The sequence below is a fragment of the Synechococcus sp. CB0101 genome (assembly GCF_000179235.2).
Taxonomy (GTDB): domain Bacteria; phylum Cyanobacteriota; class Cyanobacteriia; order PCC-6307; family Cyanobiaceae; genus Vulcanococcus.
In genome coordinates, this window is the sequence record NZ_CP039373.1 from 803,306 (window position 1) to 827,285 (window position 23,980).

The following is a 23,980-nucleotide window of genomic DNA, read 5'->3' on the forward strand; positions in this document are numbered from 1 at the left end:
GCTTCCGGCAGCAGACTCAGCTCTGCCGCCGGAAGCTTTTTTCTTCAGGCCACCTGCGCGATCACAAGCATCACCAACAGACCGCCACTGAAGCAAGCAAAGCCTTGAAGCGCGACGCCAGGCTCCGAATGATGCTTGATTTCAGGCACAAGATCAGAGGCAGCGATATAGATGAAATTGCCAGCTGCAAAGAGCACCAATGGCGCCAGTGGAATCAAATCTCTGAGCCACCAAGCCATCAATGCACCCAGCGGGAAGGTGAGAGCGGAGATCAAATTCCAGAACAGCGCCCTGCGGGGCTTCCAGCCGCTGTGCACCAAGACACCAAAATCACCAAGCTCTTGGGGGATTTCATGAGCCACGGCAGCCATCCAGGCAGCCACACCGGCCGGTGGATTGATCAGAAAGGTGCTGGCGATACCCAGACCACCAATGAAGTTGTGCAGCCCATCCCCCATCAAGATCAACAAGCCCATGGGCTCCCGCGAACCGGTAGCAGCAAAAAGCCGCCCGTTCTGGCGATGGGAATGATGCCAATGCAAAAACTGCTCGAGCGCCAGGAATGCCGTAAAACCAGCTGCAATCCATTCGCCGGACCGCAACGGATTGAGGGCCGAGAATCCCTCCGGCAACATATGAAACAGTGCACCACCCAAGAGCGAGCCTGCTGCCAGCGACACCAGTGGTGCCAAAACCTGCTGCAGTCGCCGTGCCGGCAACACCAGCGTGAAGGCACCCACTAACGCCACGAGCGACATCAGCAAGCTACCCAGCAGAATCGTGACTCCATGGCTCATCCCTGCCACCACAGCCAGGTCTCGAGATTCAGAAACACGCCCACCAGCGTGAGCACGAGCATCAGAACCACCTGATCACTGCGGGAATCAGGGATCCGGATATCGGCCACCAGGTGAGCCAGATTGGTCAGGCTGTAGAGCACGCTGAGCAGAAACTGAGCCTGCCTCCAGGGGATTGTGTTACTCCAACCTGCCGGTTCAGATACGGCATGGAGCGCCAACAACATGGCGATCACAGGAATCAGGAAATACAGCAGCATCGCCAGAAAGATTCTGGGCAGCCGTGATGCAGCAACCTGGCTCTTGATCTCCACCGACACGCCATGGAAGAGCGGCATCAGCCCCAATTCCACATGGAAGAGCATCAACAACAGCCATGCACCCCAAAGGCCGGCTACACGCAACGCAGCGGAATCCACGATCTTGTTGCACACCCTCCAGTTTCAAGCGATCAACACCACTGAATGGCTTCAACCGTGAGCACATCGGCAGCAGAGCTGCATGCCTTGCGCAAGCTTCAAACCGGCCAAACGGAGAAGACGCAACAGCGCTGATGCAGCAGATGCCCGGCAGGGCCTGCCAGGCGTAATGAGGGCCCGTATGCCGAAGGAAAGACGTCAATCAGCGCCGATCGTCTCCCCTGATGAGCCATCGACACACCAATGCCTCCCGATGGGTCTGGCTGGCCTTACCGCTTCTGACCTGGCCGGCCCAGGCCCAGGCTCAGCCCAACAGCTTCGAGGAGCGGCGCCAGCTGATGCGCCAGGTGACCCAACAGCTTCAGGCCCGTCTGGAGCAGCGACTGCGCTGCGTGAACCAAGCCAAAACCTGGTCTGATCTGGATCAGTGCCAACGCACCACCAGCACGGGCTGGCATCACGGCCCCGGCATGAGCGGGCCTGGGATGGGTGGCTGGGGCTGCCCGATCTGGTGATGGGCGCTGGCTCAGAGCATCAGCTCCACATCCCCGAATCGACCAGCCACCAAACGCGCCTGCTGCTGCAGATGCTCCACCAGCTGCTGAATGGCTGGTTCATCCATCAGATCGCGCCGCACCACCAGCGCTTCTCCGGTGATCAGGCCAAGATCCCAGTCGAGGCGCACGGTGGTGGGCTGAAGGGCCTCGGTGAGGCTCTGGCCATAACTGAGGGTGACGCCATCGGCGCAGCGCCCTTCCCAACAGCTTGGGTCGTAGCGCTGGATGCGCACCGGATCGCTCCACAGCCCCTGCTCCCGCAACACGGCTTCAGTGCGCGGAAACCAGCCTGATGGCAACGCCAGGCTGGGGAAAGGCTCAAAGTCACCCACGCGCAGGTCGCGCACCTGAGCCAGGGGATGATCCGGCGCTGCCAGCAACTGCACTGGCTCCCGCAACAGATCGAGCACCCACCACTCGGGATCATCAGCGTCGGGCAGATCCGGTTGATAGCTGCCCACCCAGGCGTCGATCACCCGATCCCGCAGCAACTGCAGCGGACGGTGCAGACCCGGTAAATCAAAGCGACCCACCAGCCATCCCTCCGGCGGGGTCGACAACAGCCAAGGCCCCGAGGCATAGGTGGCATCGGCCCGAAGCGGAGCCCGACCACGCAAGCGGGCCTGTTGATGCACCGCACGCTCCGCCAGCAGCAACGCAGGATCACCCAGCAGCTCCAGATGCGAGCTGGCCCGGCTGAGGCGGAGCTCAAACAACTTCAGCGCAGCGCGAATCTGGCGCGACACCGTGCTCTGGTGAACCTTGGTGAGGGCACTGATGGCGAGCTCCTACTCCAGCCATAGGTAGAGATCCAGAACCGCAAGATGTTCAAGCGGAAGAACCACCTGCCGGAGAGCGATTGCAGGGGATCTTTGGCCGAAAACCTCCAGCGAAGGATCCAGCTCGCCGACATCGACACAAAGAACCTACAAACCATCTACAAGCCAACGCTGAGGGGTCCCTTCCATCGCCCGCCCCGACCTCACACCAGCTCCCAACCAGACGCTCCAGCCACGGGGCACCCGCCATCCACCCCGACACAAGAAAAAGCGCCGGCGACAAGGCGCTAACTGGATCGACTCGCATCCCAACTGAGCATGCGATACAGGGAGGCCAGTCGCACCAGCTCCGCACCGCTCACTCCGAGCCTGGCTGCCACATGCTTGCGATAGGTCTCCACAGTGGCATTGCTCAAGTTCAAGCGACTCGCAATCTCCTTGTTGAGCAGCCCGCACCCCAGCGCTCGCACCACGCGCTGCTCCCTTGGGCTGAGCCGCTCGATGGCACTGAGTAGGTCCTGACAACTGGGCAGGTGGGTCCTCACCTGGTTCTGGCAGCGGTCCTTCCAGGCCAGCACCACAGCCATCAGCTGATCCCAAGCCAACGCTTTATCCACCACAGCAATCACACACCGGGCCAGATCAGCCGGAGGAGAGAAGGCCTCAGCCATGGCAGTCACGACCAGCAGCTCAGCATCCGGCCGCAGCTGCAGCAGCAAATCCGCAGCCTCGCAGTAGCTCCCATCCCCCAACTCCACATCCAGCACCAACAACCGCGGCGGATGGCGACGAATCAACAGCTTTGCCTCCTGCACGGAAGCACAAACCCCCATCACATCAAGCCCGGCCACTTCCGAGAGAACACCGGCAATGGCCTGGCCGACCATGCGGTGACGATCAAGAACAACAACACCCAAGCACCACTCGCCGCTGGACCTACAAGATAACTACAACAGCAGCGACCCTCAAGACTGACCTCCGATGGGATAGCAAGAAGCAAACTCCTTCACCCATCAAGGCTTATACAAATAATGCATACAGCGATTACAAGCATGCTTATTCACATTTCAAGCCTATTTGCTGCAGAAGAGGGGCTCAACGCCTCAATCCCCCCCCCGAAATCCGGAAGCCCACAACAAGGGACTAGCGAGAAGAACCCAACAGCCCGAATCCTTAAGGAATCCTTACGGCATTGCCGATGGTTTCCCTCAACCCGCGCTCCGCTGCCAGCCAATTCCGCTCCAGCCAACGGCTCACCATCACCGTGGCTTACTCCACCCTCGACGCCCTGGTGGAACGCAGCAGCCGCGAGGGCCGCTCCCTCAGCAACCTGGCGGCCTACCTACTGGAGAGCTCCCTCGATCGGCGCGGCGTTGAAGCGCCTTCTGCAGCTCCACAGCCAAGAGCACGCTGAGGCTTAACGCCAACTCCACCAGCCATTGCTGCAACGGCAGCGGTCCGGTGCCGAGCAGCTGCTGACCCAAGGGCACATGCATCACCACCACATGCAGCCCAAAGGCCGCCGCGATGCCCGCCAGCAACAGGGGGGATCGCAGCGGTGAAGAGCTGAACACGGAATGGTGCTCCAGGCGGCAATTGCCGATCTGAACGTTTTCAAACAGCACCATCTGCAGCAACAAGGCATTGCGGGCTTGCTCCAGCGGCCACCCCTGCTTCAGCAATGCGGCATACAAACCAAAGCCCACCAGCCCCATCACCAGGGCCGCCAGCAGTGTGCGCTGCCGCATCAGCCGATCAAACACCGGCTCCTGCGGCGACCGGGGCCGCTGGAGCAGCACATTCCCCTCGGCCGGCTCGAAAGCCAGGGCCACGTCTTGAACGCCATTGGTGGCCAGGTTCAGCCAGAGCAGTTGCACCGGCAGCAGGGGCAAAGGCAATCCACTGGCCACCGCCAGGGTGATCAACACGATCTCCGCCGCGCCCGACGAGACCAACAAGGCGATCACCTTGCGCACATTGGCGTAGGCGATTCGGCCTTCTTCGATGCCGGCCACGATGGAGGCAAAGCCGTCGTCGGCCAGCACCAGATCAGCGGCCTCCCTAGCCACATCCGTGCCGCTGCGGCCCATCGCAATCCCGATCGGAGCCGCCCGCAGCGCCGGAGCATCGTTCACCCCATCGCCGGTAACAGCCACAAAATGGCCGGCCCGCTGGGCCGCCTGCACCAGCTGCAGCTTCTGATGGGGCGCCATGCGGGCAAACACACAGCGGCTGGCAACGAGCCGCTGCAGCTGCCGAGAACTCGCCTGCTCCAGATCACGCCCTTCCACCACGGCATCATCCCCCTGCAGTAACCCCAGCTGCCGGGCGATCGCGGCTGCCGTGGTGGGGTGATCGCCGGTGATCATCCACACGCGGATCCCGGCCTGATGGCAGCGCCGCACCGCGTCGACCACCCCCGGGCGCAGCGGATCCATCAAGCCCAGAAGCCCAAGCCAGCGCAGCCCCTTGGGCTCAGGCGGGGTGGCCTGCTCCGCCACCGGCTCAAGGCCCGTGCCCTCCGCCAACGCCAACACCCGCAGCCCCTGGCCCGCCAGCGCAGCGGCCTGCTCCAGCCCATCCCGCTGCTGAGCTGGGCTCAAGGCACACATCGGCAACACCCGCTCCGGCGCGCCCTTCACCAGCACGGCAGTGCCCGCCGTGCCGCAGGCGTGAAAGCTGGCAGCAAAGCGGTGTTCGGGCTCAAACGGAATCGCATTCAGCTGCGGTTCCGCCAACAGGGCCGTGTCTCGGCTCCACCCCTGCTGGCGGGCGAACTGGAGCAAGGCCACATCGGTGGGATCGCCGCGCCCTTCCCACACCCCATCGCGACGATGCAGATCCGCTTCGTTGCACAGCACCGCTGCCCGGGCCAGCCGTTCCAGGCCAATGCCCTCCGCCGGCCGCACCTGCTCCACCGACAGCTGATTGCAGGTGAGCGTGCCGGTTTTATCGCTCGCGATCAGGGTGCAGCTCCCCAACCCCTCCACCGCCGGTAAGCGCCGCACAATCACCTGGCGCTGAGCCATGCGATGGCTGGCCACCGCCAGGGCCACCGTGAGCGCCACCGGCAGGCCCTCAGGAATGGCTGACACCGCCAGCGCCACGGCGAACAGCAGCGCCTCCAGCAGGGTGAGGCCGCCGCGGGCCATCGCCAACCAGGCCACCACCAGGGCCGCCAGGCTCACCAGCAATCCGATGCTGCGGCTGAAGCGATCCATGCGCTGCAGCAGGGGCGGCCGGCCGGGCGTGATCGTTTGCAGATCGCTCGCCAAGCGGCCCACCTCCGTGGCCGAGCCGGTGGCCACCACCAACCCCAGCCCGCGGCCGCGGGCCACGGTGCTGCCGGCATGGGCCATGGTGCAGCGCTCGGCCAGGGGCGTGTCCAGCGGCAGCTGCGCCAGGGCGTGTTTGTGCACCGGCAGCGATTCGCCCGTGAGCAGCGCTTCATCGAGCTCGAGGTTGTGGCTGCGCAGCAAGCGCAGATCCGCTGCCACCACCTGGCCGCTCTCCAGCAACACGGCATCGCCGACCACCAGGGATTCGGCATCCCGCAGCACGGCCTCGCCATCGCGCAACACCAGGGCCTGCACCTTCAGCAATTGGCGCAGCGCATGGCTACGGCGCTCCGCCTTCCATTCCTGCAGCCCGCCCACGGCGGCATTGAGCAGCAGCACCGCCGCGATAAAAAGGGCATCTTTGCGGTCGCCCACCGCCAACGAGAGCAAGGCCGCCAGCAGCAGCACGGCGATGAGTGGGCTGGCGAACTGGCGCACCAACACCGCCGCCAGAGCCGGGGCCGGAGCCTGGGGCAACCGATTGGGGCCGTTGGCGGCCAAGCGGCGTTCGGCCTCTACACAGCTGAGCCCGGCGGCATTGCCGGCAGGCGGCAGGGCATGCCAAGGGGTGGGTGCAGCAGGCATCAAGCTCGAGGAGCCACCCAGCTGGCTCAGGCGTTGGTTTCAGCGTGCATCGCCCAGATGGCGGCGTAAAGCGGCTGCATCTGACGATCGAGGTGCCTCACCTCAGCCGGGCTGCAGGGCGGATCGCTCAGCGTTAGGAGCAGATCCTGAATCTGAGCCTGCAGCTCAGCGATCCGATGCTGGTAGCAAGCGGTGGTGGTGGGCAGCGTGCTCATCAGGGCTGCCCCTCCATGCGTGCCTCCACAGCCGCACTGCGTAACCGCCAGCCTTGATCGCCATCGGGTTCGAGCACCATGTGGCGTTCGCCGCGATGCAGTGCCTGGCTGTCGCTGATGCCCTTCGCGTATCCCGCCAGAAACCAGAGGGTTGAGCCAGCCTGCTCGCCGCTCAACAGCTGATCAAGGCTGTCGGCCGACACACCGATTTCCCAGTTGGGGTTGTCCATCACACGGCTCCATCCGAGTGCACGCCTCCAGCCTGAGGGCAGAACCAAGGCAACAGACCCGCCTGAGGCTGTGCTGCTGCAGTTGTGCTCAGGGCCCGGGCCAGAGGGAACGCAGCTGAGCCAACACTCCCTGGCCAGTGAGCAATTCGGTGGCCAGGGCGATCACAAAACCCAGCATCGCCAGGCGCCCATTCCAGCGCTCGGCCTGATCCGTGAACCCCCAGTGCTGAAGCAATGACATGGCCGGCAAAACAGCTGGGCCAAGCCAAGCCATCCCACCCCGGGCCAGGGGTGCTGCGCCGCTCAATTGGGGCTCTGGCGCTGCGTCATCGACGCTTGAATCAACTGCAAGCACAGGTTGCTCACGCTGCGCCCCTCATCCCCAGCCAAGCTGCGCAACTCCGCATGCAGCGCAGGGGAGAGGTTGATCGTGATCCGACTACTACGCGCACCGACATCGGTCGACCTGCGGCTGTTCAGTTCGCTCAACGGAGACGAGGGCAACCACCACCAGTTCTACAACAGGTCTACAAGCCTTCGTCTCGCTGTTCCAATTGATCAACGCGCGTCTGCAGCTGGTCGAGCTGCTGGGCCAGCTCGCGCGGATGGGGCGACTGCGACAGGCCGAGGTCGCGACGCACCAGCTCGCTCACATAGCCGGTGATGCTCTGCCCTTGCTCGGAGGCGCGCCGTTTGATGGCCTCGATCAACTCGACCGGAAGCACCATCGATAACTGCTTACGACTCGTCAAGAGAGAAAGAAACGATCGGAATGAAACTCCAGGGAGAGCAAATAAGAGGGGGTGCCCAATCTATGCAGCAGAGTGCCGCAGTAGCCCGCGCTTTGTAAGTCTTCGAACTATCGGGGCTCACAACCCTCTGGCGTAGAGACCCGTCAGCGTGGCTCGCCCCAGCTCGTGATCAGCGATGGCAGCCCGCAGGTCAAACACCGTGCAACCCGGCGGGAGATCCAGCGACGCATCCAGCGCCACCAGTTCAAACACATAGCGATGGGCCAGCCCCGCGGGGGGCAAGGGGCCCTGGTAGCCGATGCGCTCAAAACGCCCCACCCCCCAGCAACTGCCGTGGCGGGCACCGTTGGCGAGTTCAGGGCTCCGCTCCAACCCGGCCGGCAGGGCGCGCAGCGAGGCCGGGATGTTGAACAGCAGCCAATGCACCCAGCTACCCGCTGGGGAATCCCAGTCTTCGAGCAGGAGCGCATAGCTGCGGGTGTGCTCCGGCGGACCGCTCCAGCGCAGTGGCGGCGACAGGTTGAGCCCCTCAGCGGTGTGAATCAACGGAATCAGCTCGCCATCGCGGAACGCTGGCGATTCGAGGTGAAACGAACCATTGCTGCTCACCATGCGCGGATCCGGCCAGGCACTGCGGCCAGGGTGCGTTGCCTCCAAGCCCCTGGGCAGCGCAGCTGCATGATCCCAGCGCCACTGCGGCGGCTCCGCGGCCGCCGCCACTGGCTCAGCTCAGGCGGCGTAGAGCAGCGCTAGTGACGCAGGCGATCCCGTGATGCCCCTGATTCCGGTCTCGCTGGCCGTGCAGCTGAGCGTGGCCCTTGTGGCCGCCGGCCTGCTGGTGTTCGCCATCGCCTCGCTGCAGCAACTGTGGAAGCGCCAACCCTGAAGCTGCTGCTGGGGGGCGATCTGATGCTCGGGCGCGGCATCGATCAGCAGATGCCCCAGCACTGCGATCCAGCCCTGCACGAAGCGGTGGTGCGGGATGCCCGCTACTACGCGCAGCTGGCCGAGGAGCGCCATGGGCTCCTCACAACCCCCTTCGAGCCGGCCACCCCCTGGGGCGCCAGCCTGGCCTGGATGGAGCAATTACAGCCAGAGCTGCGCCTGGTGAATCTGGAAACAGCCATCACCCAGAGCGATCGGGCCTGGCCAGGCAAAGGCGTGCACTTCCGCATGCACCCGGCCAACATCACCGCCCTGCAGGCGGCACGCCTCGATGGCTGCAGCCTGGCCAACAACCACAGCCTCGACTGGGGGTTCAACGGCCTGGCCGACACTCTCCGCAGCCTGAGACAGGCCGGGATCCAAACCGCCGGAGCGGGCCTCAGCCCCCATCAGGCCCAGCGACCGGCGCGCTGGCAATTGGGTGATGGCCGCCAGCTGCTGCTGTTTGCCTGGGCCTTCACCAGCAGCGGGGTGCCGCCGGCCTGGGGCGTGCAACCCACGCATCCCGGCGTGGCGCTCTTGAGCGGCATCAACAGCGGCAGCGTGAAATGGCTCTGCCGCTGCATCAATCGCCAGCGCCGCCCCGGCGATCGGGTGGTGGTGTCGCTGCACTGGGGGGCGAACTGGGTGCCAGTGGTGCCCGAACAACACCGCTGGTTGGCCAGGCAGCTCATCGAGCTGGCCGGCGTGGATGTGGTGGTTGGCCATTCCTCCCACCACCCGCTTCCGCTGGAGGTGCATCAGGGCCGGCTGATCCTCTACGGCTGCGGCGATGTGATCAACGACTACGAGGGCCTACCAGCCCACGGCCCTTGGCGCGCTGATCTGGTGTGCCTCTACGGGGTCGAGCTGGAGCGCCGCAGCGGCGCCCTCGCCAGCCTCGAGCTGCGCCCCTTTCAGCTGCGGGGCTTCAAGCTCCAGGAGGCATCCACCAGCGATCGCCAACTGCTGGCGCACCAACTGGGCCTGGAAGCCGCGCCAACAGGTTGGCGTTACCGGCAAGCCGGGCCCAGCTGGCGCCTGGAACGCCAACGCAGCGCCGCTGCGGCAGTGGCGAGCCAGTCGCACGCCAGGGGAGCAGAGCATCCATAGGTTGCGCCGATCCGTGTCAACGCCGCCATGATCCAGCTGATCGACAACCTCCCCGCCGGCACCCTGGGCTTCAGCTGCAGCGGACAGATCAGCGGCGAGGAGATGCAGCGGCTGGTGATTCCACAGGTGGAGACGGCGCTGCTGGAGCACGAGCGCATCAAGGCGCTGGTGGTGCTGCAACCCGATTTCGAAGGCCTCAGCCTCGAAGCCGCCTGGGATGACACCAACCTCGGCCTGCGCCACTGGGATGGATTCGAGCGCCTGGCGGTGGTGACCGACCTGGCCTGGGTGCGCCAGGCCAGCCGGGCCCTCGCGCTGCTGCTGCCCTATCCGGTGCAGCACTTCGGCCTTCACGACGTGGAGGGAGCGCGGCGCTGGCTGAGCGAAGCGCTCGGCACCGTGCACCTGGAGCGCCAAGGCGAGGTAATCACCATCACCCTGATTGGATTGCTGGATCCAGAGGTGTATGCCCGCATCGACGACGACCTGGCCAACCTGTTCAGCCAGGTGGACAGGCCACGGGTGTTGCTGGATCTGCGCCAATTCGATGGCTGGCTGGCCCTGGGAGCCCTGCGCCAACACCTGGCCCTGATCCGCGACTATCGCCACCGCCCCCAGAAGCTCGCCGTGGTGAGCCATGGCCCCTTGCAGCGGATCGCCCAACGGGTGCTCGGCGCCTTCAGCCATGCCGATACCCAAACCTTCAGCAGTACGGATCTCCTGGCCGCCCAGGACTGGATCTGCTGCGACTGAGCGGCAGAGCACGCCGCCTGCGGCGCCCACTCTTTGGCTGAGGAGGTCTGCGCTCTGTGCCATGAACCACCAGCACTGCCAAACCTGCTCCTACTGGGACCAAGCCCACGGGCTGGAGATGACCTCCCTGGGCGCGATCGCTCCCTGCACCCGACACGCCCCCAACCTGTTCACCCTGGAGAGCGTGGAAATCAGCGAAGCGGCGCAACACTTCTGCGGCTACTCCGCCGGTGATGGCCACAGCGACATGCAAGTGCCGATGGCGCTCTGGCCCTACACGAGCCGCAATCAGATCTGCGGTGATTACAAACCCTGTGATCTCGAAGAAAACGTCCGTCGCTGCCGCCTGCGTGCCACGCCGCTGATTTGAAGCGAATCGCGAGCACGGCAGAATCTCAATCCCCACAATTCATAGCCTCAAAGAGCCATCGATCTCCCAAGAGGCAATCCAATGAGTCTGATCAAGTGGGAACCCCTAACTGACATCGAAGCCATGATGGATCGGGCCTTCAACTGGCCCAGTTTCCGGCTTGGCGCCTCCATGCCGTTGAGCGAATGGGGGCCACGGGTGGATATTTGTGAAAGCGACGGCACCTATCTGTTCAAAGCCGATATTCCCGGCATGAATAAAGAAGATGTATCGGTATCCGTTGCCGAAGACATGCTCACGCTTCAAGGGGAACGCAAGCGCGAAAGCGAGGAAACACGCCCCCACTTTCATCGGATGGAGCGCTCCTATGGCAGCTTCAGCCGCAGCTTCTCTCTACCGGAGGATGCCGATCTGAACACCGTGCACGCCCATTGCGAGAACGGCGAACTCACCGTGAGCATTGCCAAAAAAGCGGGTGCCGAAGAGGCCAAGCCAGTGAGCATTCCCGTGGATTGAGCCTGGAGTCACCAGGCTTGAACCGGATAGCCGCCTGCCAGCTCCAGGCGGCTTTTTGGCGTGGTCCTAGTCCACCAGCAGCGAGGCCACCTGGTTGCGGCCATTTCCCTTGGCCAGATAGAGAGCCTGATCAGCCCGATAAAAGAGATCCGCAAAGCTCTGGTCGGTGTCGGCCAGGGCCGTGATGCCTCCACTGATATTGGGGTGGTAATCAGACTGGTCGAAGACGCCCCGCATGGCAGCAATCGCCTGGCGGATCGATTCAGCAAGGGCCATCGCTCGGGTCATCGATGCGTTCACCAGCAACACTGAGAATTCCTCATCACCGATGCGCCCGAACAAATCCTCATGCCCCAGCTGCTTCTGCACCACTGCGCAGAGATCGAGCAGCACCTGATCACCAGCCTGATGCCCCCAGCGCATGTTGATCTGGCGAAAGTCGTCGATGTCGAAATTGAACAGCGCCAGCGGCGTGCATTCATCGCGGGCCTGCTCAAACTCCTGCTCACCAAAGCGAAAAAACACGCTGCGGTTGTAAAGACCGGTGACCGGGCACTGCATGCTGCGCTGGCGCAGCTCCAGCTCCCGCATCACCAGATCCGCCATCAACTGCAACATCGCCCGCTGATGTGGATCCAGCACCCGCGGCTTGCGATCAATCGCGCAGAGGGTGCCGAGGTTGTAGCCGTCTTCGGTGCGCAGCGGCACGCCGGCGTAGAAGCGGATCTTCGGCTCATCCAGCACCAGGGGGTTGGTGTTGAAGCGGGCATCGTCGAGGGCATCCGGCACCTCCATCAGCGCCTGCTCGGCAATGGCATGGGCACAGAAGGCCATGGCGCGCGGTGTTTGCTGTGCCTGCAGGCCATGGCGCGCCAGAAACCACTGGCGATCGCGATCCACCAGCGACACCAACGCGATCGGCACCCCCAACACCGCCGAAGCCAGCTCCACGATCCGCGCGAAGTGGGGATCTTCCGGGGTGTCGAGCACCGCAAAGCGCCGCAAGGCCCGCAGCCGCTGCTCCTCATTGGCAGGGATCGGATAGTCGGGATAGGGGGTCATCGCAACACCAACAACAACAACGCAACAGCCCTCACGGCGTCGCACCATCACCGCCTGCATCAGCGGGTTCGAGCGGCGTCAAGCGGATCTCACCGTCGTGCAGGTGAATGCGGAACTGATCGCCGGGCTTGAGCTGCAGCTTCTCGGTGTAGGCGCGGCCCACCATCAGGTTGCCGTTGAAATGCACGTGGGTGTTGAAGCTCAGATGCCGGCCCTGGGCACTGCGGCTGGCACGCCAGCGGCCGCCCTGGCCGGGCAGGTGAACCCCTTTGGCCTCCAGCACCGCTTCATAGAAATCGGTGAAGTGGAGATGTTCTCGGCCGTCATCGGATTGGGTGGCATAGCCACAGGCCCGCACCAGTTCAGAGCGGCTAAGCCCTTGCAATTGATGCAGTCTGGCGAGCAATCGATCACCTTGAAGCATGGCGGCAGCAGGCAGCGGCCATGATCTAAAGCAACCCAACAGGCTTGTGGTCAGGCACAGCTTGTTCTGCCTCTGAAATGCTGCAGCCGTGCACCAATTGCATCCGTTGTAGATAAGTGATGGGTCGCCGTTTGCCGATCAACCAACGCTGGAGCCGCTCCGTCGCCACAGCGGCATCCAGCACCAACCAGGCCCGCGCCGGATCGAGCCTGAAGCGCCCATCAACGCACAACCACCGTGGCCGCGCTCTCTCCATGGTGGAGGGAGGCCACAACAACACCCGCCAACCCACCATTGAGGAACCGCATGGAAGCGGATGTTGAACAGAGCAACACAATCCAGCGATCCCAGACACAGATCTGGGGCAAAGCTGCCGCGCGGATCAAAAGCACTGCCAGGCCCTTTTTCTGATGTGAGCTGAGCCCTCTTGAGCCACCATGGCCCGCACCGCCAGCATCAGCAGCCTCACCATCCCCGCCGAAGGAGGCAGCCTCTCGGCGGATCTCACCCTGCCAGCCCAGGCCACCGGCCTGGTGGTGTTTTGCCATGGTTCCGGCAGCAATCGCTTCAGCCCCCGCAACCAAGCCGTGGCCGAACGGCTGCAGCGCAGTGGCCTCGCCACCCTGCTCTGCGACCTCGAACGCAGCGACGCCCCCAGCCACGGCAGAACCCTGACATCCCTGCCGCCCTTGCAGCGGCGCCTGCTGCAGCTGCTCGATTGGACAGCCCAACAAGGCGATTTGAGCAACCTGCCCCTTGGGCTGTTTGGCGGCAGCACCGGCGCGGCTCTGGCGCTGGTGGCAGCAGCCGAGCGACCGCAGCAGGTGAAGGCCGTGGTGTCACGCGGCGGCCGCCCCGATCTCGTGTTCCAGCGACTGAGCGACGTGCGCTGCCCCGTGCTGTTGCTGGTGGGTGAGCACGACGTGGATGTGCTCGAACTCAATGCCTGGGCCGCCGGCCAGCTGCAGGTGCGCAATGAACTGGTGGTGATCCCCCAGGCGGGCCATTTGTTTAGCGAGCCGGGATGCCTGGAGGCCGTGGCTGAGCACACCACCAGCTGGCTGCTGGAGCAATTCAAGGCGAGCCGATTCAGCCCTGCAGATGATCTGTAGAGAAGGCCTGCAACCTGCCGCAGAACCACGGTGAGTTGCCAGCAAGCAACGGCACTTCGCCACCATTTAACGCTCGTATTCTCAAGCTGCTGAGAGATGCAGCGGAGCTGAAGTCTCTTGGCATCTGTTCCACCCTCACCTGCGGTATTCACCCATGAACGAGCGCATTCGCGTCCTGCAACGTCAACCGAAGCGGATCTCGATCACCCTCAGCTACCACGTGCATGAGGCGCTGCTCACTCGATCAGAAGAAGAGGGCCGATCCGTTTCCAATCTGTGTGCATTCCTGCTGGAAGATGCGCTGCGCGACCCGCAACGCAGCCTCCCCTCGCCAACAGCGGCCAACACCCATCTCCAGGCCAATGGCCTGCAACCCACACCCCAAACAGCGGGGCGCTTGAAAACACGCCCGTTCTGATGCGGTGGTGCACGGCGGATGAAACGGGGCCACCAAATCCGGTCGCCCCATGCCATCCGCCCGCCTCATTGAGGGAAGAGGGCCGGTGTGAGATGGCGCCGCAATTTTGTGAGAGCATGTCGCTCCAGCCGCTGCACTTGGTCTTTGCTGCGGCCGATCAAGCGAGCCACTTCCGCAAAAGAGCGCTGCTTGTCCTCGCCATAGCGCAACTGAATCACGGTGAGCTCTGGCGTGGAGAGATGCTGCAGTTGGCTGTGCATCCAGCGATAGTCGTCTGTGATCAGCGGTTGGTGGTCATCCGTCACCGTATCCAGCAGAGTCATGTCGCCATCGCTGCCGCTGAGTTGCTGATCGAGCGACACCGTGTTGCTGCGGTGTTGAATCGCCATGGCATACAACAACCGCTGCGGTGATTCCTGCAACGCCTCCGCCAGCTGCTCCACACTCATGGGATGGCTGCGCAGGCTCTGCAGGGAATCAGCTCGATTGGCCAGGCTCACCAGGTTCACAGGGATCCGGATGCTGCCGCTGTGCTCCTGCAGATAGCGGTTGATCGATTGACGAATCCACCAGTAGCCGTAGGTGGAAAATTTGTAGCCGCGGGTGGGGTCATATTTCTCCGCCGCCCGCAACAGCCCCAGATTGCCGGCCTGCACCAGATCCATCGGATCGTGGGCCAGGTGCTTGAGCCGGCGGATGTAGCGCAGGGCCACGGTCACCACCAGGCGCAAATTGGCGGTCACGATGCGTTGAAGGGCGCGGCGCCCCCGCCGTTGCAACGCCGGCGAGGGATCGTTGCTCTCCATCCAGTCTTTCACGATCGTGCCCAGGTGCACTTCCTCCTGGGCGGTGAGCAAAGGAATCCGACCAATGGTGCGCAGATAGTCGCCAAAAGCATCACTCATGGACGCGGAACTTGATGGCGCTCAATCCTCTGGCGAATCCACAGTTGCACCATCAGGTTGAGCAGGCTTGCCCATGGATCGAGGCGTCCTGCAGCATCCTTGTGGGCGCCTCCTGACGCGCAGGCCGCCAGGATTGATAGGCAGCAGCACGCTCAGGCCGGCTCAACACCACCTGCCACAGCTGACCCTGGCGCGAACGGAAAAAGCCAGCACAACTGAGCAGGTAATAGCGCCAGAACCGAAAGAATTCAGGGGTGCTGTCGCAGGCCAAGCGCGGCCAGGCTTGCTCGAAGTTCTGCCACCAGGCCAGCAGGGTGTGGTCATAGTCGTGGCCGAAGCTTTCCCAGTCTTCGATCAGGAAATGCCCCTCCAGCCCATCAGCGAGCTGACGCGCCGATGGCAATCGCCCACCGGGAAAGATGTAGCGGTCGATCCACGGATCCGTGCGGCGTGTGCTGCGGGCCGAGCCGATGGTGTGCAGCAAAGCCAGGCCATTGGGATGCAGCAACCGCTGCATTGTGCGGAAGAAGGTGTGATCGTTGCGACGGCCAACATGCTCAAACATGCCCACTGAGGCAATGCGATCAAACAGGCCTGGATCCCGCGCCGGCAGCTGGCGGTAATCACACAGCTCCACGCGAATTGGTAAATCCGCCAGGTGCTCACCGATCCAGCTGGCCTGCTGGGCTGACACCGTGATCCCAACCACCTCCACGCCGTAATGGCGGCAGGCGTAGGCCGCCAGCGATCCCCAGCCGCATCCCACATCCAGCAGCCGCATCCCCGGCCGCAGCTCCAGCTTTTCGCAGATCAGCCGCAGCTTGTGATCCTGCGCCTCAGCCAGCGTCTCTGCGTGCCGCCAGTAGCCGCAGCTGTACACCCTCTGCGGATCCAGCATCGCCGCGTAGACCCGCGGATCAATGTCGTAATGGCGGCGGCCCACCACATAGGAGCGGCGCAAGGCCTGGGGATTGCTGAGCTGATCCCGCAGGATCCGGGCCAGCTCCACCACCTGGGAGCGCAGCGTTAGGGGCCGATTGGCATTCGCGCGCAGCAAACGGCAGATCAGCTCATCGAGCTGCTCACAATCCCAGTCGCCCCGCACATAACCATTCCCCAGCGCCAGGGAGCCATGCCGCAGCAACGCTCCATAGAGCTGCGGATTGTGCACCTGCAGATCCCAGGGCCGATCGCCGTTGAAACGCACATCGGCACCCTCCACAACGGCCGCAAGACTGGCGGGAACAGGCATGGCATCAGCAGAACGCCCTCCACCCAATCCGCACCCGCGCGAGCCATCGCCGCTGGAGGTAGATCTGCGGTGCCATCACCGCTGCCCTGCGGTAGTCCTGCCGCAGGCGGGCTACCCCCTCGGATCGCCGATCAGGCTGACGCCATGGCCGTTGAGCCGAGATGCAGCTCAGCGCAGCTGAACCGATCAGCAGCCTCAGCGCCGAAAAGGCCCTGGCGGCTTTGCAGAGCAGCGCCCAAGGCCTGAGCAGCTCCGAAGCCTTCCAGCGCCTGCAGCGCTGCGGCCCCAATCGCCTACCGCCGCAGAGGCAACGGCCGCTGATTCTGCGCCTGACGGATCAGTTCACCCACTTCATGGCCCTGTTGCTGTGGGCAGCAGGGGGCATGGCCTTTCTGGCACGCACGCCGGAGCTGGGCTGGGCGATCTGGAGCGTGGTGCTGATCAATGCTCTCTTCAGCTTCTGGCAAGACTTTCAAGCCGAGCGAACCCTGGCGGCGCTCACCCAGGTGCTGCCCCACCAGGTGCGGCTATGGCGCGATGGTGACCTGCAGGTGCTGCCTGCCGACGACCTCGTGCCGGGCGATCTGATCGAACTCGAAGCCGGCGATCAGGTGCCGGCCGACTGCCGGGTGATCGAAGCAGCAGCGCTGTATCTCAATGCAGCGGTGCTCACGGGTGAATCCCTGCCGGTGGCCCGCACCGCGCAAGCGCAGAACCAGCGGCTGCGCACCTCAGAAGCCACCAACCTGCTACCGGCAGGCACCACCGTGGCCGCAGGCCGGGCACAAGCTGTGGTGTACGCCACCGGCGCCGACACGGAATTCGGCCAGGTGGCGCATCTGAGTGCCGGCACCGAACGCGCCCCAAGCACGCTGGAGATTCAGGTGGGCCGGATTGTGCGCACCGTCACCAGCATCGCCGTGGGCATGGGCGCCCTGGCCTTCATCGCCGGTGTGGTGCTGGTGGGCGTGGGTCCGCTGGAGAGCCTGGTGTTCGCCATCGGGATCATCGTGGCCAACGTGCCGGAGGGGTTGCTGCCCACCGTGACCCTGGCCCTAGCCCTGGCGACGCAGCGCATGGCACGGGAGCGGGCCCTGGTGCGGCGCCTATCCGCGGTGGAAACACTCGGCTGCGTGAGCGTGATCTGCACCGACAAAACCGGCACCCTCACCGCTAACGCCATGGCGTTACAAAACACCTGGAGCAGCGATGAGCCCTTGCTGCTGCTGCTCTCGGGATTGTGTTGCAACGCCTCCGAAGCGGTTGGTGATCCCACGGAAACGGCGCTGTTGCAGGGCGCGCAGCAGGCGGGCCTCGATCTGGCAGACGAGCAACAGCGACTGCCGCGCCAGCGGGAGCTGCCCTTCGATTCCGAACGGCGAATGATGAGCGTGCTGGTGCATTGGCAGGCCGATCCGCGCTGGCCCGAACCCAGCAGCTGGATGGTGTGCAGCAAAGGCGCCCCCCTTGAGCTGCTGCAGCACTGCAGCCATTGGCTCCGGGGCGGCACGATCACGGCCCTCGGCCCGGCCGAACGGCAGGTTGTACGATCGGCCAACGACGTGATGGCCCGCCAGGGCCATCGGGTGCTCGCCATCGCCTGCAAGCCCTGCGATCAGCCGCACCTCGAGGAAGAGGAGCTGGTGCTGGTGGGGTTGGTGGGCCTTTACGACCCGCCGCGGCCTGGCGTGAGTCAGGCCATCGCCGCCTGCCACCACGCCGGCATCAAGGTGACGATGGTGACCGGCGACTACGGCCTCACCGCCGAAGCCATCGCCCGCCAGATCGGGTTGCTGGATGCGCCCGCCCATGCCGGCCCCGATCCGATACGGGTGGTGAATGGCAGCGATCTCCATCGCCTCAGCGATGCGCAGCTACGGCAGCTGCTGAAGTTCCGGTCGCGGCTGGTGTTTGCCCGCATGGCGCCGGAGCAGAAGTTGCGCCTGGTGCAGGCCTACCGAGCACTTGGAGACGTGGTGGCGGTCACCGGCGATGGCGTCAACGACGCCCCAGCCCTGCGGGCCGCTGATGTGGGCATCGCCATGGGCCGCAGCGGCACCGATGTCGCCCGAGAAGCCGCCGACATCGTGCTGGTGGACGACAACTTCGCCACCATCGTCTCGGCGGTGCGTCACGGCCGAGGCGTGTACGACAACATTCGCCGCTTCATCCTCTACATCCTCGCTTCGAATGTGGCGGAGGTAGCACCGTTTCTCACGATGCTGCTGCTGCGCATCCCTGCCGCCCTCACGGTGCTGCAGATCCTGGCGGTGGACCTGGGCACGGATCTGCTGCCCGCCCTGGGCCTTGGCGCCGACCTCCCCCAGGCCGATGTGATGCAGCAGCCGCCGCGCCATCGCGATCAACCCCTCCTGGATCGCCCCTTGCTGCGCCAGGCCTACCTGTTTCTCGGACTGCTGGAGGGAAGCTTAGCGATGCTGGGCTATGGCCTCACCTGGTGGAGCCATGGCGTTGGGCTCTGGCCATTGCGCCGCCTGGCACCAACCCTGTTGCATCACCAGGGCAGCGCTGAGCTGCTGCTGATTCAGCACGAGGCCTCCGCGGTAGCCCTGGGGTCGATCGTGTTCGCCCAGGTCGGCACGGTGCTCGTCTGCCGGGGTGGGCGGCGTTTCCGGGCCAACAGGCTGCTGTGGCTGGGCATTGCCACGGAGGTGATCGCCTTTGTGGTGCTGCAGGGCTGGCCGCCCCTGGCCCGCACCTTCCAGATGGCGCCGATCCCATCACAGTTGTGGTGGTGGCTGTTGCTGTGCATCCCGGCGCCACTGCTGGCGGTTCAACTCCGCAGCCTCTGGAGGGCTGATCCCCATGGTTCAAACCGCGCTCTGGCCTGACCGCCGCCACGCCGGCCGGGCCCTGGCCCAACAACTCAGCAACTGGTGCGGCCGCCCCCAAGCCCTGGTGGTGGGCCTACCCCGCGGCGGCATCGTGGTGGCTGCCGAGGTGGCACGCCAACTGCGGCTGCCTCTGGCCAGCTGGGCGGTGCGCAAACTCGCCCATCCCCACGCTCCGGAATTGGCCCTAGGGGCCATGGCGCCAGGAGGGGTGCTGATCTGGGATGAGGACAACGCCCGCTCTTACGGCCTCGATAGCCCACAGCGCCAGCGCCTTGAGCTGGAGCAACGGCAAGAGCTGGAGCGCCGGCAGCAGCTCTATGGCGATCCACCGCTCGCCGCCCTGCGCCATCGCCCCTTGCTGGTCGTCGACGACGGGGTGGCCACCGGGCTCACAGTGCGCGCCGCCCTGCAATCCCTACGCCAGGCGGAGCCGAATGCCCTGGTGTTGGCGGTGCCGGTGATCGATCGGCGCGTCGCCGCGGCCATCAGGCCACAGCTCGATGGGTTGGTGGCCTTGGCGGAGGTGGATGACCTCTGGGCCGTGGGGGCCTGGTATCAGCGCTTTGAGCCCGTGAGCGACCGGGAGGTGTTACGGCTCATGGCTGCGGGTAATGGGGATCGAGCCAGCAGCGCGGCAACGGCTCCCCGGAAGGAAAGATCAGATCCGATTTGAGAAAGAGCTCAGGCTCCTGCAACTCTTCACCGGCATGCAGACGGCCCTGCAGGTGCGTGGAGAAGGGATCAAACAACGGCGACAAGGTCAAGACCTCCATCAAGGAGCCGTCCTGCCGGGTTTTCAGAAACATCGAGCCAGCGGTCTTGCTGCATCCGGTTTATTCAGGCACTGCAGGATCGGCCGGCGCAGATTCACGGCATCAACGGTTCAAGCGCTGCATCTGCCAGGTGACGAGCGTGCCCACCGGGCTCCAGAGCAGGTAGGGAATCAACAACAACGCCGCAGGTTGTGATGGGGCCGCCACCACCACCGTGAGCGCCACGCCCCAGAGCCAGCCGGCCAGACCCACCACCGTGCCGTTGGCCAGGCGACGCGTGCGGCAGATGAGCCAGGTGTAGCTCTGCACCAACACCATCAGCAGCAGATAGCCAGCCATCAACCCCCAACTGGCGGTGCGATTCCAGGCCAGGAGAGCCGATGCATAGAAGCAGCCGTAGATGAGCACCCAGATCAGCGGGATCAAGCCCTCAAAGCTGAGCCAACTCGGCCGGCGCAGGCGCAGAAACCAGGCGAACTCCTCCTGGCTGGGCATGATCACCACCACCAGGGTGCCGATCACCAGCAGGATCACGATCGCGGCGGTCATCGAGGCGAAGCATCTGCTCCAGCCTGATCACAACCAGGCCGTACTGCCGCAGTCAGCCCAACGGATCGGCCGCACTCTCGCCGCATTGCTGCAGCCGCGCGTCCAGCGGCAGCGTTAGCGCGCCAGCCTGAGCGGGGCCGAACGAGCCATGGGTTAGCGCCTCGTTCTGCCGCACTCCACTCACCCCCGCCCCGAGAGCGAACTGAGCCTTCGCCAGGGCGGGCCCTCAAGGACTTCACCATGACCACCCTTTCTTCCGCCGCCGGGCGTTCTGGCTGGCGGCCCTTCCGGGCATGGATCACCAACACCAACAACCGGATCTACATCGGTTGGTTTGGCGTGCTGATGATTCCCTGCCTGCTCACCGCCACGATCGTGTTCGCCATGGCCTTTGTGGCCGCTCCTCCAGTGGATGTGGATGGCATCCGCGAACCGCTCAGCGGTTCACTGCTGGGCGGCAACAACCTGATCAGCGCAGCCGTGGTGCCCAGCTCCAATGCGATCGGGCTGCACTTCTATCCCCTCTGGGAGGCGTCCAGCGTGGAGGAATGGCTCTACAACGGCGGGCCTTATCAGCTGATCGTGTTCCACTTCCTGATCGGCATCACCGCTTGGATGGGCCGCCAATGGGAACTGAGCTACCGGCTGGGCATGCGCCCCTGGATTGCCGTGGCCTTCTCGGCCCCCTGGGCCGGCGCCATGGCTGTGCTGCTGGTGTATCCGCTGGGGCAAGGATCCTTCGCCGATGGGATGCCCCTCGGCATCTCCGGAACCTTCAATTTCATGCTGGTGCTGCAGGCGGAACACAACGTGTTGATGCACCCGCTGCACATGCTCGCCGTCGCCGGCAGCTTCGGCGGAGCCTTCTTGGCGGCATTGCATGGATCGCTGGTGAGCAGCAGCTTGATTCGCGAAACCACCGAACAGGAATCGATTAATCGCGGCTACTTATTTGGCCAGAAGGAACCCACCTACAACATCGTGGCCGCTCACGCCTATCTGGGCCGGCTAATCATGCCCTATGCCACCAGCGATAACAGCCGCAGCGTGCATCTGTTGCTCGCCGCCTGGCCCGTGATCGGCATCTGGTGTTCGGCCCTGGCGGTGGCCAGCTTTGCCTTCAACCTCAACGGCTTCAACTTCAACCACTCAGTTCTTGATCATCAGGGCCGCGTGATCCCAACCTGGGCCGATGTTCTCAACCGCGGCAATCTCGGTATTGAAGCCATGCACGAGCGCAACGCCCATCAGTTTCCCCTTGATCTGGCGGCTCGGCCTGTTGCAACAAACGGCTGAACCCAGGCTGAACGAAGGCTGAGCCAAACAAAGGCGCCCCGTGTCGGGCGCCTTATCACCGGTTGCGGAAGGTCACCTTGGCAGATGGGATGACCTCCGGTCGGGTGTCTGTGGTTCAAGGGATCGAGCTGTTCACTCCAGCTGGGTTATGCAGCCCAGGTTGAGGGTTTCAAGGAACAATCCGTGGCATCTGGCTGATCTCTACGGGATGACACACGCGCAGCGCCATCGAGGACAACTGAACTGGACCTCGCACAGTTGTTTTCAATCGCACCTCCTCTGTGCACACCGGCTCGGGTGATCCCTGGCCGGACTCTCTTGGAGGTGGAGGTCGGGCTGGCTCCCGCTCCTCCCCTCAACCTCAAAATAAGAGTTCCACGTGCTGCCGAACGGTTGGCAATGATCGTCTTCCCGTACCGCCGCAGGCTGCACACCTTCCGCCGCTTTGCTGCTGCATCAGCGGCCTGAATCAGCCCTCTGCACCTACAGCTGGAGGACCCGATCTGAGGCAAGCTGTTGGCAGCCACGATCACGCTTGAGCTCACAGTTCAGGAGCTCAATCTGTTGCGCAATACCATCCGAGCCCGCCAGATCTACGAGCCCTGCCAGCACACGCTGGCCCGGGGGATCTGGCAACCCTGGATGGCTCCACTACTGGACAAGCTCAGCCAAGCCGTAGCGCAACACACCCAGCAGAGCCGCTGAGCCGATCAGAGGCAACACCCCCCAGCGCTGGCGCAGCAGTAGGAGCAGCGCCACCAGCGTCAGCCCCGCCGCCACGGGATCGAGACGCCCTCCCGGCAGCAGCACCGGCACGGCAAAGAACACCGCCAAGCTGGCGATCACCCCCACCAAGGCGGCCGTGATCGCCGTGAGCGGCGCGGTGAAGCGCTGATCGCCTCGGCTCGCCTCCACCAGCGGTGCCCCCGCCAGGATGAAACCAAACGAGGGCAGAAAGGTGAACCACACGGTGACCGCCGCCGCCGCCCAGCCGCCAACGCCGCTGCTCCAGCCCCCCAGGAAGCCAACAAAGGCCAGCACCATGATCAGCGGCCCCGGCGTGGTTTCCCCCAGGGCCAGGCCGTCCAGCATCTGCGTGGCGCTCAACCAGCCGTGCTGCTCCACCGCCCCCTGGGCCACATAGGGCAACACGGCATAGGCGCCCCCGAAGCTCACCAGGGCCACCTGGCTGAAAAAGCGCGCCATCGCGGCCAGCGGTCCATCCCAGCCCCCCAAGCGCACCACAGCCATCAAGGGCAACAGCAGCGCCACACCCCAGGCCAAAAGCGTGATCAACAGACCTCGCCCACTGAAGCGGGCATGGTCCGGGGTGGGGGTGGTGTCGCCATGGATCGCCTCGAGACCAGGCCCTGGATCAGCCGCAGCTGCTCGCACCGCCAACTCCTCACGGACCGGCAGGATCCAGCGCGGCCGCCAACGGCCCGCCAGCCAACCCACCAGCGCGGCCCCGAGCACCAGGGCCGGATAGGGCAGAGCCGAACTGGTGAGCAGCAGCAGGGCCAGGGCCGCCAACAGGCCATGGAGTGGTGTGCGCAGGGTGCGCCGCGCCAGACGCCAGGCCGCAACAACAACGATGGCCAGCACCACCGGCTTCAGCGCCGCAAACACCGCCATCACCAGCGGCAGCGTTCCCCACACCACATACAACCAGCCCAGCCCACTGAGCAGCAGGGCGGAGGGCAAGAGAAACAGCACACCCGCGATCAGGCCGCCGGTCCAGCCGTGCATCAACCAGCCCAGATAGGTGGCGAGCTGCGTGGCCTCAGGACCAGGCAGCAGCATGCAGAAATTGAGGGCGTGCAGATAGCGCTGCTCGCTCAGCCAGCGCCGCTGCTCCACCAGCTCCCGATGCAGCAGGGCGATTTGGCCTGCCGGGCCGCCAAAACTCACCCAGCCAAGGCGCCACCAGAAGCGGCTTGCCTCCAGCAAGCTCACGCTGCGATTCACACCTGGGCGCCAGAGGCC

Annotated in this window: 29 protein-coding genes; 12 read left to right on the forward strand and 17 right to left on the reverse strand. The window is 64.4% G+C overall.

Going from position 1 to position 23,980, the window contains the following annotated elements:
- Window positions 1-44 precede the first annotated feature (44 nt).
- Both CB0101_RS04365 and CB0101_RS04370 read right to left on the reverse strand, forming a co-directional pair.
- A complete protein-coding gene (locus tag CB0101_RS04365; RefSeq protein ID WP_210409964.1) occupies window positions 45-758 on the reverse strand; it encodes a ZIP family metal transporter in 714 nt (237 codons plus the stop codon).
- Window positions 759-793: 35 nt separating this feature from the next.
- Window positions 794-1,231 (reverse strand): hypothetical protein, encoded by a 438-nt coding sequence (locus CB0101_RS04370; RefSeq protein ID WP_010307113.1) that lies wholly within the window; start codon window positions 1,229-1,231, stop codon window positions 794-796.
- A 209-nt stretch (window positions 1,232-1,440) separates the two neighbouring features.
- Between CB0101_RS04370 and CB0101_RS04375 the strand changes: the two genes are divergently transcribed.
- On the forward strand, window positions 1,441-1,731 hold the full coding sequence (locus tag CB0101_RS04375; protein ID WP_010307110.1) for a hypothetical protein: 291 nt from the start codon (window positions 1,441-1,443) through the stop codon (window positions 1,729-1,731).
- A gap of 11 nt (window positions 1,732-1,742) precedes the next feature.
- On the opposite strand, the gene CB0101_RS04380 is transcribed toward CB0101_RS04375, so the two are convergent.
- On the reverse strand, window positions 1,743-2,519 hold the full coding sequence (locus CB0101_RS04380; RefSeq protein WP_010307106.1) for a LysR substrate-binding domain-containing protein: 777 nt from the start codon (window positions 2,517-2,519) through the stop codon (window positions 1,743-1,745).
- Window positions 2,520-2,839: 320 nt separating this feature from the next.
- Complete coding sequence (locus tag CB0101_RS04385) at window positions 2,840-3,439, reverse strand: LuxR C-terminal-related transcriptional regulator (protein WP_010307102.1); 600 nt, start codon at window positions 3,437-3,439, stop codon at window positions 2,840-2,842.
- Between the two features lie 311 nt (window positions 3,440-3,750).
- On the opposite strand from CB0101_RS04385, the gene CB0101_RS04390 reads away from it, so the two are divergent.
- Complete coding sequence (locus tag CB0101_RS04390) at window positions 3,751-3,966, forward strand: hypothetical protein (protein ID WP_071778119.1); 216 nt, start codon at window positions 3,751-3,753, stop codon at window positions 3,964-3,966.
- Here CB0101_RS04390 and CB0101_RS04395 read toward each other — a convergent pair.
- The 7 genes from CB0101_RS04395 to CB0101_RS04425 all read right to left on the reverse strand — a co-directional run bounded on the left by CB0101_RS04395 (window position 3,875) and on the right by CB0101_RS04425 (window position 8,392).
- Complete coding sequence (locus CB0101_RS04395) at window positions 3,875-6,475, reverse strand: HAD-IC family P-type ATPase (protein ID WP_010307094.1); 2,601 nt, start codon at window positions 6,473-6,475, stop codon at window positions 3,875-3,877. The two genes, CB0101_RS04390 and CB0101_RS04395, sit on opposite strands and share 92 nt — an antisense overlap.
- A gap of 26 nt (window positions 6,476-6,501) precedes the next feature.
- Window positions 6,502-6,690 (reverse strand): hypothetical protein, encoded by a 189-nt coding sequence (locus CB0101_RS04400; protein WP_010307090.1) that lies wholly within the window; start codon window positions 6,688-6,690, stop codon window positions 6,502-6,504.
- The gene (locus CB0101_RS04405; RefSeq protein WP_010307087.1) at window positions 6,690-6,920 is read right to left on the reverse strand and encodes a hypothetical protein; all 231 of its coding nucleotides are present in this window, start codon (window positions 6,918-6,920) and stop codon (window positions 6,690-6,692) included. The genes CB0101_RS04400 and CB0101_RS04405 overlap by 1 nt, the downstream gene beginning before the upstream one ends.
- An 88-nt stretch (window positions 6,921-7,008) precedes the next feature.
- Entirely contained in the window at window positions 7,009-7,161 is a 153-nt protein-coding gene (locus tag CB0101_RS04410; RefSeq protein ID WP_029552886.1) for a chlorophyll a/b-binding protein, read from the reverse strand.
- A gap of 62 nt (window positions 7,162-7,223) precedes the next feature.
- Window positions 7,224-7,409 carry a hypothetical protein gene (locus tag CB0101_RS04415; protein ID WP_010307082.1) on the reverse strand — a complete coding sequence of 62 codons (186 nt, stop codon included), beginning with the start codon at window positions 7,407-7,409 and terminating at the stop codon, window positions 7,224-7,226.
- Between the two features lie 38 nt (window positions 7,410-7,447).
- Window positions 7,448-7,648: a hypothetical protein gene (locus tag CB0101_RS04420; RefSeq protein WP_010307078.1), complete on the reverse strand. Its 201-nt coding sequence runs from the start codon at window positions 7,646-7,648 to the stop codon at window positions 7,448-7,450.
- Between the two features lie 141 nt (window positions 7,649-7,789).
- Entirely contained in the window at window positions 7,790-8,392 is a 603-nt protein-coding gene (locus CB0101_RS04425) for a YbhB/YbcL family Raf kinase inhibitor-like protein (protein ID WP_010307075.1), read from the reverse strand.
- Window positions 8,393-8,539: 147 nt separating this feature from the next.
- Between CB0101_RS04425 and CB0101_RS04430 the strand changes: the two genes are divergently transcribed.
- From CB0101_RS04430 to CB0101_RS04445, 4 genes are all read left to right on the forward strand, one after another.
- On the forward strand, window positions 8,540-9,709 hold the full coding sequence (locus CB0101_RS04430; RefSeq protein ID WP_010307068.1) for a CapA family protein: 1,170 nt from the start codon (window positions 8,540-8,542) through the stop codon (window positions 9,707-9,709).
- 27 nt (window positions 9,710-9,736) lie between these two features.
- On the forward strand, window positions 9,737-10,462 hold the full coding sequence (locus tag CB0101_RS04435) for an STAS/SEC14 domain-containing protein (RefSeq protein WP_010307064.1): 726 nt from the start codon (window positions 9,737-9,739) through the stop codon (window positions 10,460-10,462).
- Window positions 10,463-10,523: 61 nt separating this feature from the next.
- Window positions 10,524-10,832, forward strand: coding sequence for a hypothetical protein (locus tag CB0101_RS04440; protein ID WP_010307061.1), 309 nt, complete (start codon window positions 10,524-10,526; stop codon window positions 10,830-10,832).
- Between the two features lie 81 nt (window positions 10,833-10,913).
- Window positions 10,914-11,348: an Hsp20/alpha crystallin family protein gene (locus CB0101_RS04445; RefSeq protein WP_010307058.1), complete on the forward strand. Its 435-nt coding sequence runs from the start codon at window positions 10,914-10,916 to the stop codon at window positions 11,346-11,348.
- A gap of 66 nt (window positions 11,349-11,414) precedes the next feature.
- Here the strand turns inward: CB0101_RS04445 and CB0101_RS04450 are convergent, their stop codons facing one another.
- Complete coding sequence (locus CB0101_RS04450; RefSeq protein WP_246833820.1) at window positions 11,415-12,458, reverse strand: sensor domain-containing diguanylate cyclase; 1,044 nt, start codon at window positions 12,456-12,458, stop codon at window positions 11,415-11,417.
- Entirely contained in the window at window positions 12,442-12,834 is a 393-nt protein-coding gene (locus CB0101_RS04455; protein WP_010307052.1) for an AbrB family transcriptional regulator, read from the reverse strand. Before CB0101_RS04455 ends, CB0101_RS04450 begins: the two co-directional genes overlap by 17 nt.
- A gap of 119 nt (window positions 12,835-12,953) precedes the next feature.
- On the opposite strand from CB0101_RS04455, the gene CB0101_RS04460 reads away from it, so the two are divergent.
- The 3 genes from CB0101_RS04460 (at window position 12,954) to CB0101_RS04470 (ending at window position 14,364) form a co-directional block, all read left to right on the forward strand.
- Window positions 12,954-13,157, forward strand: a complete 204-nt coding sequence (locus CB0101_RS04460) for a hypothetical protein (RefSeq protein ID WP_136643970.1) — start codon at window positions 12,954-12,956, stop codon at window positions 13,155-13,157.
- A 114-nt stretch (window positions 13,158-13,271) separates the two neighbouring features.
- Complete coding sequence (locus CB0101_RS04465; protein ID WP_010307046.1) at window positions 13,272-13,946, forward strand: dienelactone hydrolase family protein; 675 nt, start codon at window positions 13,272-13,274, stop codon at window positions 13,944-13,946.
- A 154-nt stretch (window positions 13,947-14,100) separates the two neighbouring features.
- Window positions 14,101-14,364: a hypothetical protein gene (locus tag CB0101_RS04470; protein ID WP_010307043.1), complete on the forward strand. Its 264-nt coding sequence runs from the start codon at window positions 14,101-14,103 to the stop codon at window positions 14,362-14,364.
- 65 nt (window positions 14,365-14,429) lie between these two features.
- Here CB0101_RS04470 and CB0101_RS04475 read toward each other — a convergent pair whose 3' ends face one another.
- Together CB0101_RS04475 and cfa are read right to left on the reverse strand one after the other, a co-directional pair.
- A complete protein-coding gene (locus CB0101_RS04475) occupies window positions 14,430-15,269 on the reverse strand; it encodes an RNA polymerase sigma factor RpoD/SigA (RefSeq protein WP_010307041.1) in 840 nt (279 codons plus the stop codon).
- Window positions 15,270-15,321: 52 nt separating this feature from the next.
- On the reverse strand, window positions 15,322-16,521 hold the full coding sequence (gene cfa / locus CB0101_RS04480) for a cyclopropane fatty acyl phospholipid synthase (protein ID WP_010307037.1): 1,200 nt from the start codon (window positions 16,519-16,521) through the stop codon (window positions 15,322-15,324).
- 161 nt (window positions 16,522-16,682) lie between these two features.
- On the opposite strand from cfa, the gene CB0101_RS04485 reads away from it, so the two are divergent.
- Window positions 16,683-19,373, forward strand: coding sequence for a cation-transporting P-type ATPase (locus CB0101_RS04485; protein WP_010307033.1), 2,691 nt, complete (start codon window positions 16,683-16,685; stop codon window positions 19,371-19,373).
- Window positions 19,348-20,049: a phosphoribosyltransferase gene (locus CB0101_RS04490; RefSeq protein ID WP_010307029.1), complete on the forward strand. Its 702-nt coding sequence runs from the start codon at window positions 19,348-19,350 to the stop codon at window positions 20,047-20,049. Before CB0101_RS04485 ends, CB0101_RS04490 begins: the two co-directional genes overlap by 26 nt.
- 202 nt (window positions 20,050-20,251) lie before the next feature.
- Here the strand turns inward: CB0101_RS04490 and CB0101_RS04500 are convergent, their stop codons facing one another.
- On the reverse strand, window positions 20,252-20,698 hold the full coding sequence (locus CB0101_RS04500; RefSeq protein ID WP_010307022.1) for a TspO/MBR family protein: 447 nt from the start codon (window positions 20,696-20,698) through the stop codon (window positions 20,252-20,254).
- Window positions 20,699-20,938: 240 nt separating this feature from the next.
- Between CB0101_RS04500 and psbA the strand changes: the two genes are divergently transcribed.
- Complete coding sequence (psbA, locus tag CB0101_RS04505) at window positions 20,939-21,994, forward strand: photosystem II q(b) protein (RefSeq protein WP_010307011.1); 1,056 nt, start codon at window positions 20,939-20,941, stop codon at window positions 21,992-21,994.
- A 651-nt stretch (window positions 21,995-22,645) separates the two neighbouring features.
- Here psbA and chrA read toward each other — a convergent pair.
- Entirely contained in the window at window positions 22,646-23,962 is a 1,317-nt protein-coding gene (gene chrA / locus CB0101_RS04510; protein WP_010307005.1) for a chromate efflux transporter, read from the reverse strand.
- Between the last annotated feature and the right edge of the window lie 18 nt (window positions 23,963-23,980).

Excerpts from the sequence above, each read along its gene's own strand:
- CB0101_RS04365 (WP_210409964.1), bottom strand. The coding sequence starts at position 758 with ATGTCGCTCGTGGCGTTAGTGGGTGCCTTCACGCTGGTGTTGCCGGCA.
- CB0101_RS04375 (WP_010307110.1), top strand. The coding sequence starts at position 1,441 with ATGAGCCATCGACACACCAATGCCTCCCGATGGGTCTGGCTGGCCTTA.
- CB0101_RS04385 (WP_010307102.1), bottom strand. The coding sequence starts at position 3,439 with ATGGTCGGCCAGGCCATTGCCGGTGTTCTCTCGGAAGTGGCCGGGCTT.
- CB0101_RS04390 (WP_071778119.1), top strand. The coding sequence starts at position 3,751 with ATGGTTTCCCTCAACCCGCGCTCCGCTGCCAGCCAATTCCGCTCCAGC.
- CB0101_RS04395 (WP_010307094.1), bottom strand. The coding sequence starts at position 6,475 with ATGCCTGCTGCACCCACCCCTTGGCATGCCCTGCCGCCTGCCGGCAAT.
- CB0101_RS04400 (WP_010307090.1), bottom strand. The coding sequence starts at position 6,690 with ATGAGCACGCTGCCCACCACCACCGCTTGCTACCAGCATCGGATCGCT.
- CB0101_RS04405 (WP_010307087.1), bottom strand. The coding sequence starts at position 6,920 with ATGGACAACCCCAACTGGGAAATCGGTGTGTCGGCCGACAGCCTTGAT.
- CB0101_RS04410 (WP_029552886.1), bottom strand. The coding sequence starts at position 7,161 with ATGTCATTGCTTCAGCACTGGGGGTTCACGGATCAGGCCGAGCGCTGG.
- CB0101_RS04420 (WP_010307078.1), bottom strand. The coding sequence starts at position 7,648 with ATGGTGCTTCCGGTCGAGTTGATCGAGGCCATCAAACGGCGCGCCTCC.
- CB0101_RS04435 (WP_010307064.1), top strand. The coding sequence starts at position 9,737 with ATGATCCAGCTGATCGACAACCTCCCCGCCGGCACCCTGGGCTTCAGC.
- CB0101_RS04440 (WP_010307061.1), top strand. The coding sequence starts at position 10,524 with ATGAACCACCAGCACTGCCAAACCTGCTCCTACTGGGACCAAGCCCAC.
- CB0101_RS04445 (WP_010307058.1), top strand. The coding sequence starts at position 10,914 with ATGAGTCTGATCAAGTGGGAACCCCTAACTGACATCGAAGCCATGATG.
- CB0101_RS04450 (WP_246833820.1), bottom strand. The coding sequence starts at position 12,458 with ATGGTGCGACGCCGTGAGGGCTGTTGCGTTGTTGTTGTTGGTGTTGCG.
- CB0101_RS04455 (WP_010307052.1), bottom strand. The coding sequence starts at position 12,834 with ATGCTTCAAGGTGATCGATTGCTCGCCAGACTGCATCAATTGCAAGGG.
- CB0101_RS04460 (WP_136643970.1), top strand. The coding sequence starts at position 12,954 with ATGGGTCGCCGTTTGCCGATCAACCAACGCTGGAGCCGCTCCGTCGCC.
- CB0101_RS04465 (WP_010307046.1), top strand. The coding sequence starts at position 13,272 with ATGGCCCGCACCGCCAGCATCAGCAGCCTCACCATCCCCGCCGAAGGA.
- CB0101_RS04470 (WP_010307043.1), top strand. The coding sequence starts at position 14,101 with ATGAACGAGCGCATTCGCGTCCTGCAACGTCAACCGAAGCGGATCTCG.
- CB0101_RS04475 (WP_010307041.1), bottom strand. The coding sequence starts at position 15,269 with ATGAGTGATGCTTTTGGCGACTATCTGCGCACCATTGGTCGGATTCCT.
- cfa (WP_010307037.1), bottom strand. The coding sequence starts at position 16,521 with ATGCCTGTTCCCGCCAGTCTTGCGGCCGTTGTGGAGGGTGCCGATGTG.
- CB0101_RS04485 (WP_010307033.1), top strand. The coding sequence starts at position 16,683 with ATGCAGCTCAGCGCAGCTGAACCGATCAGCAGCCTCAGCGCCGAAAAG.
- CB0101_RS04490 (WP_010307029.1), top strand. The coding sequence starts at position 19,348 with ATGGTTCAAACCGCGCTCTGGCCTGACCGCCGCCACGCCGGCCGGGCC.
- CB0101_RS04500 (WP_010307022.1), bottom strand. The coding sequence starts at position 20,698 with ATGACCGCCGCGATCGTGATCCTGCTGGTGATCGGCACCCTGGTGGTG.
- psbA (WP_010307011.1), top strand. The coding sequence starts at position 20,939 with ATGACCACCCTTTCTTCCGCCGCCGGGCGTTCTGGCTGGCGGCCCTTC.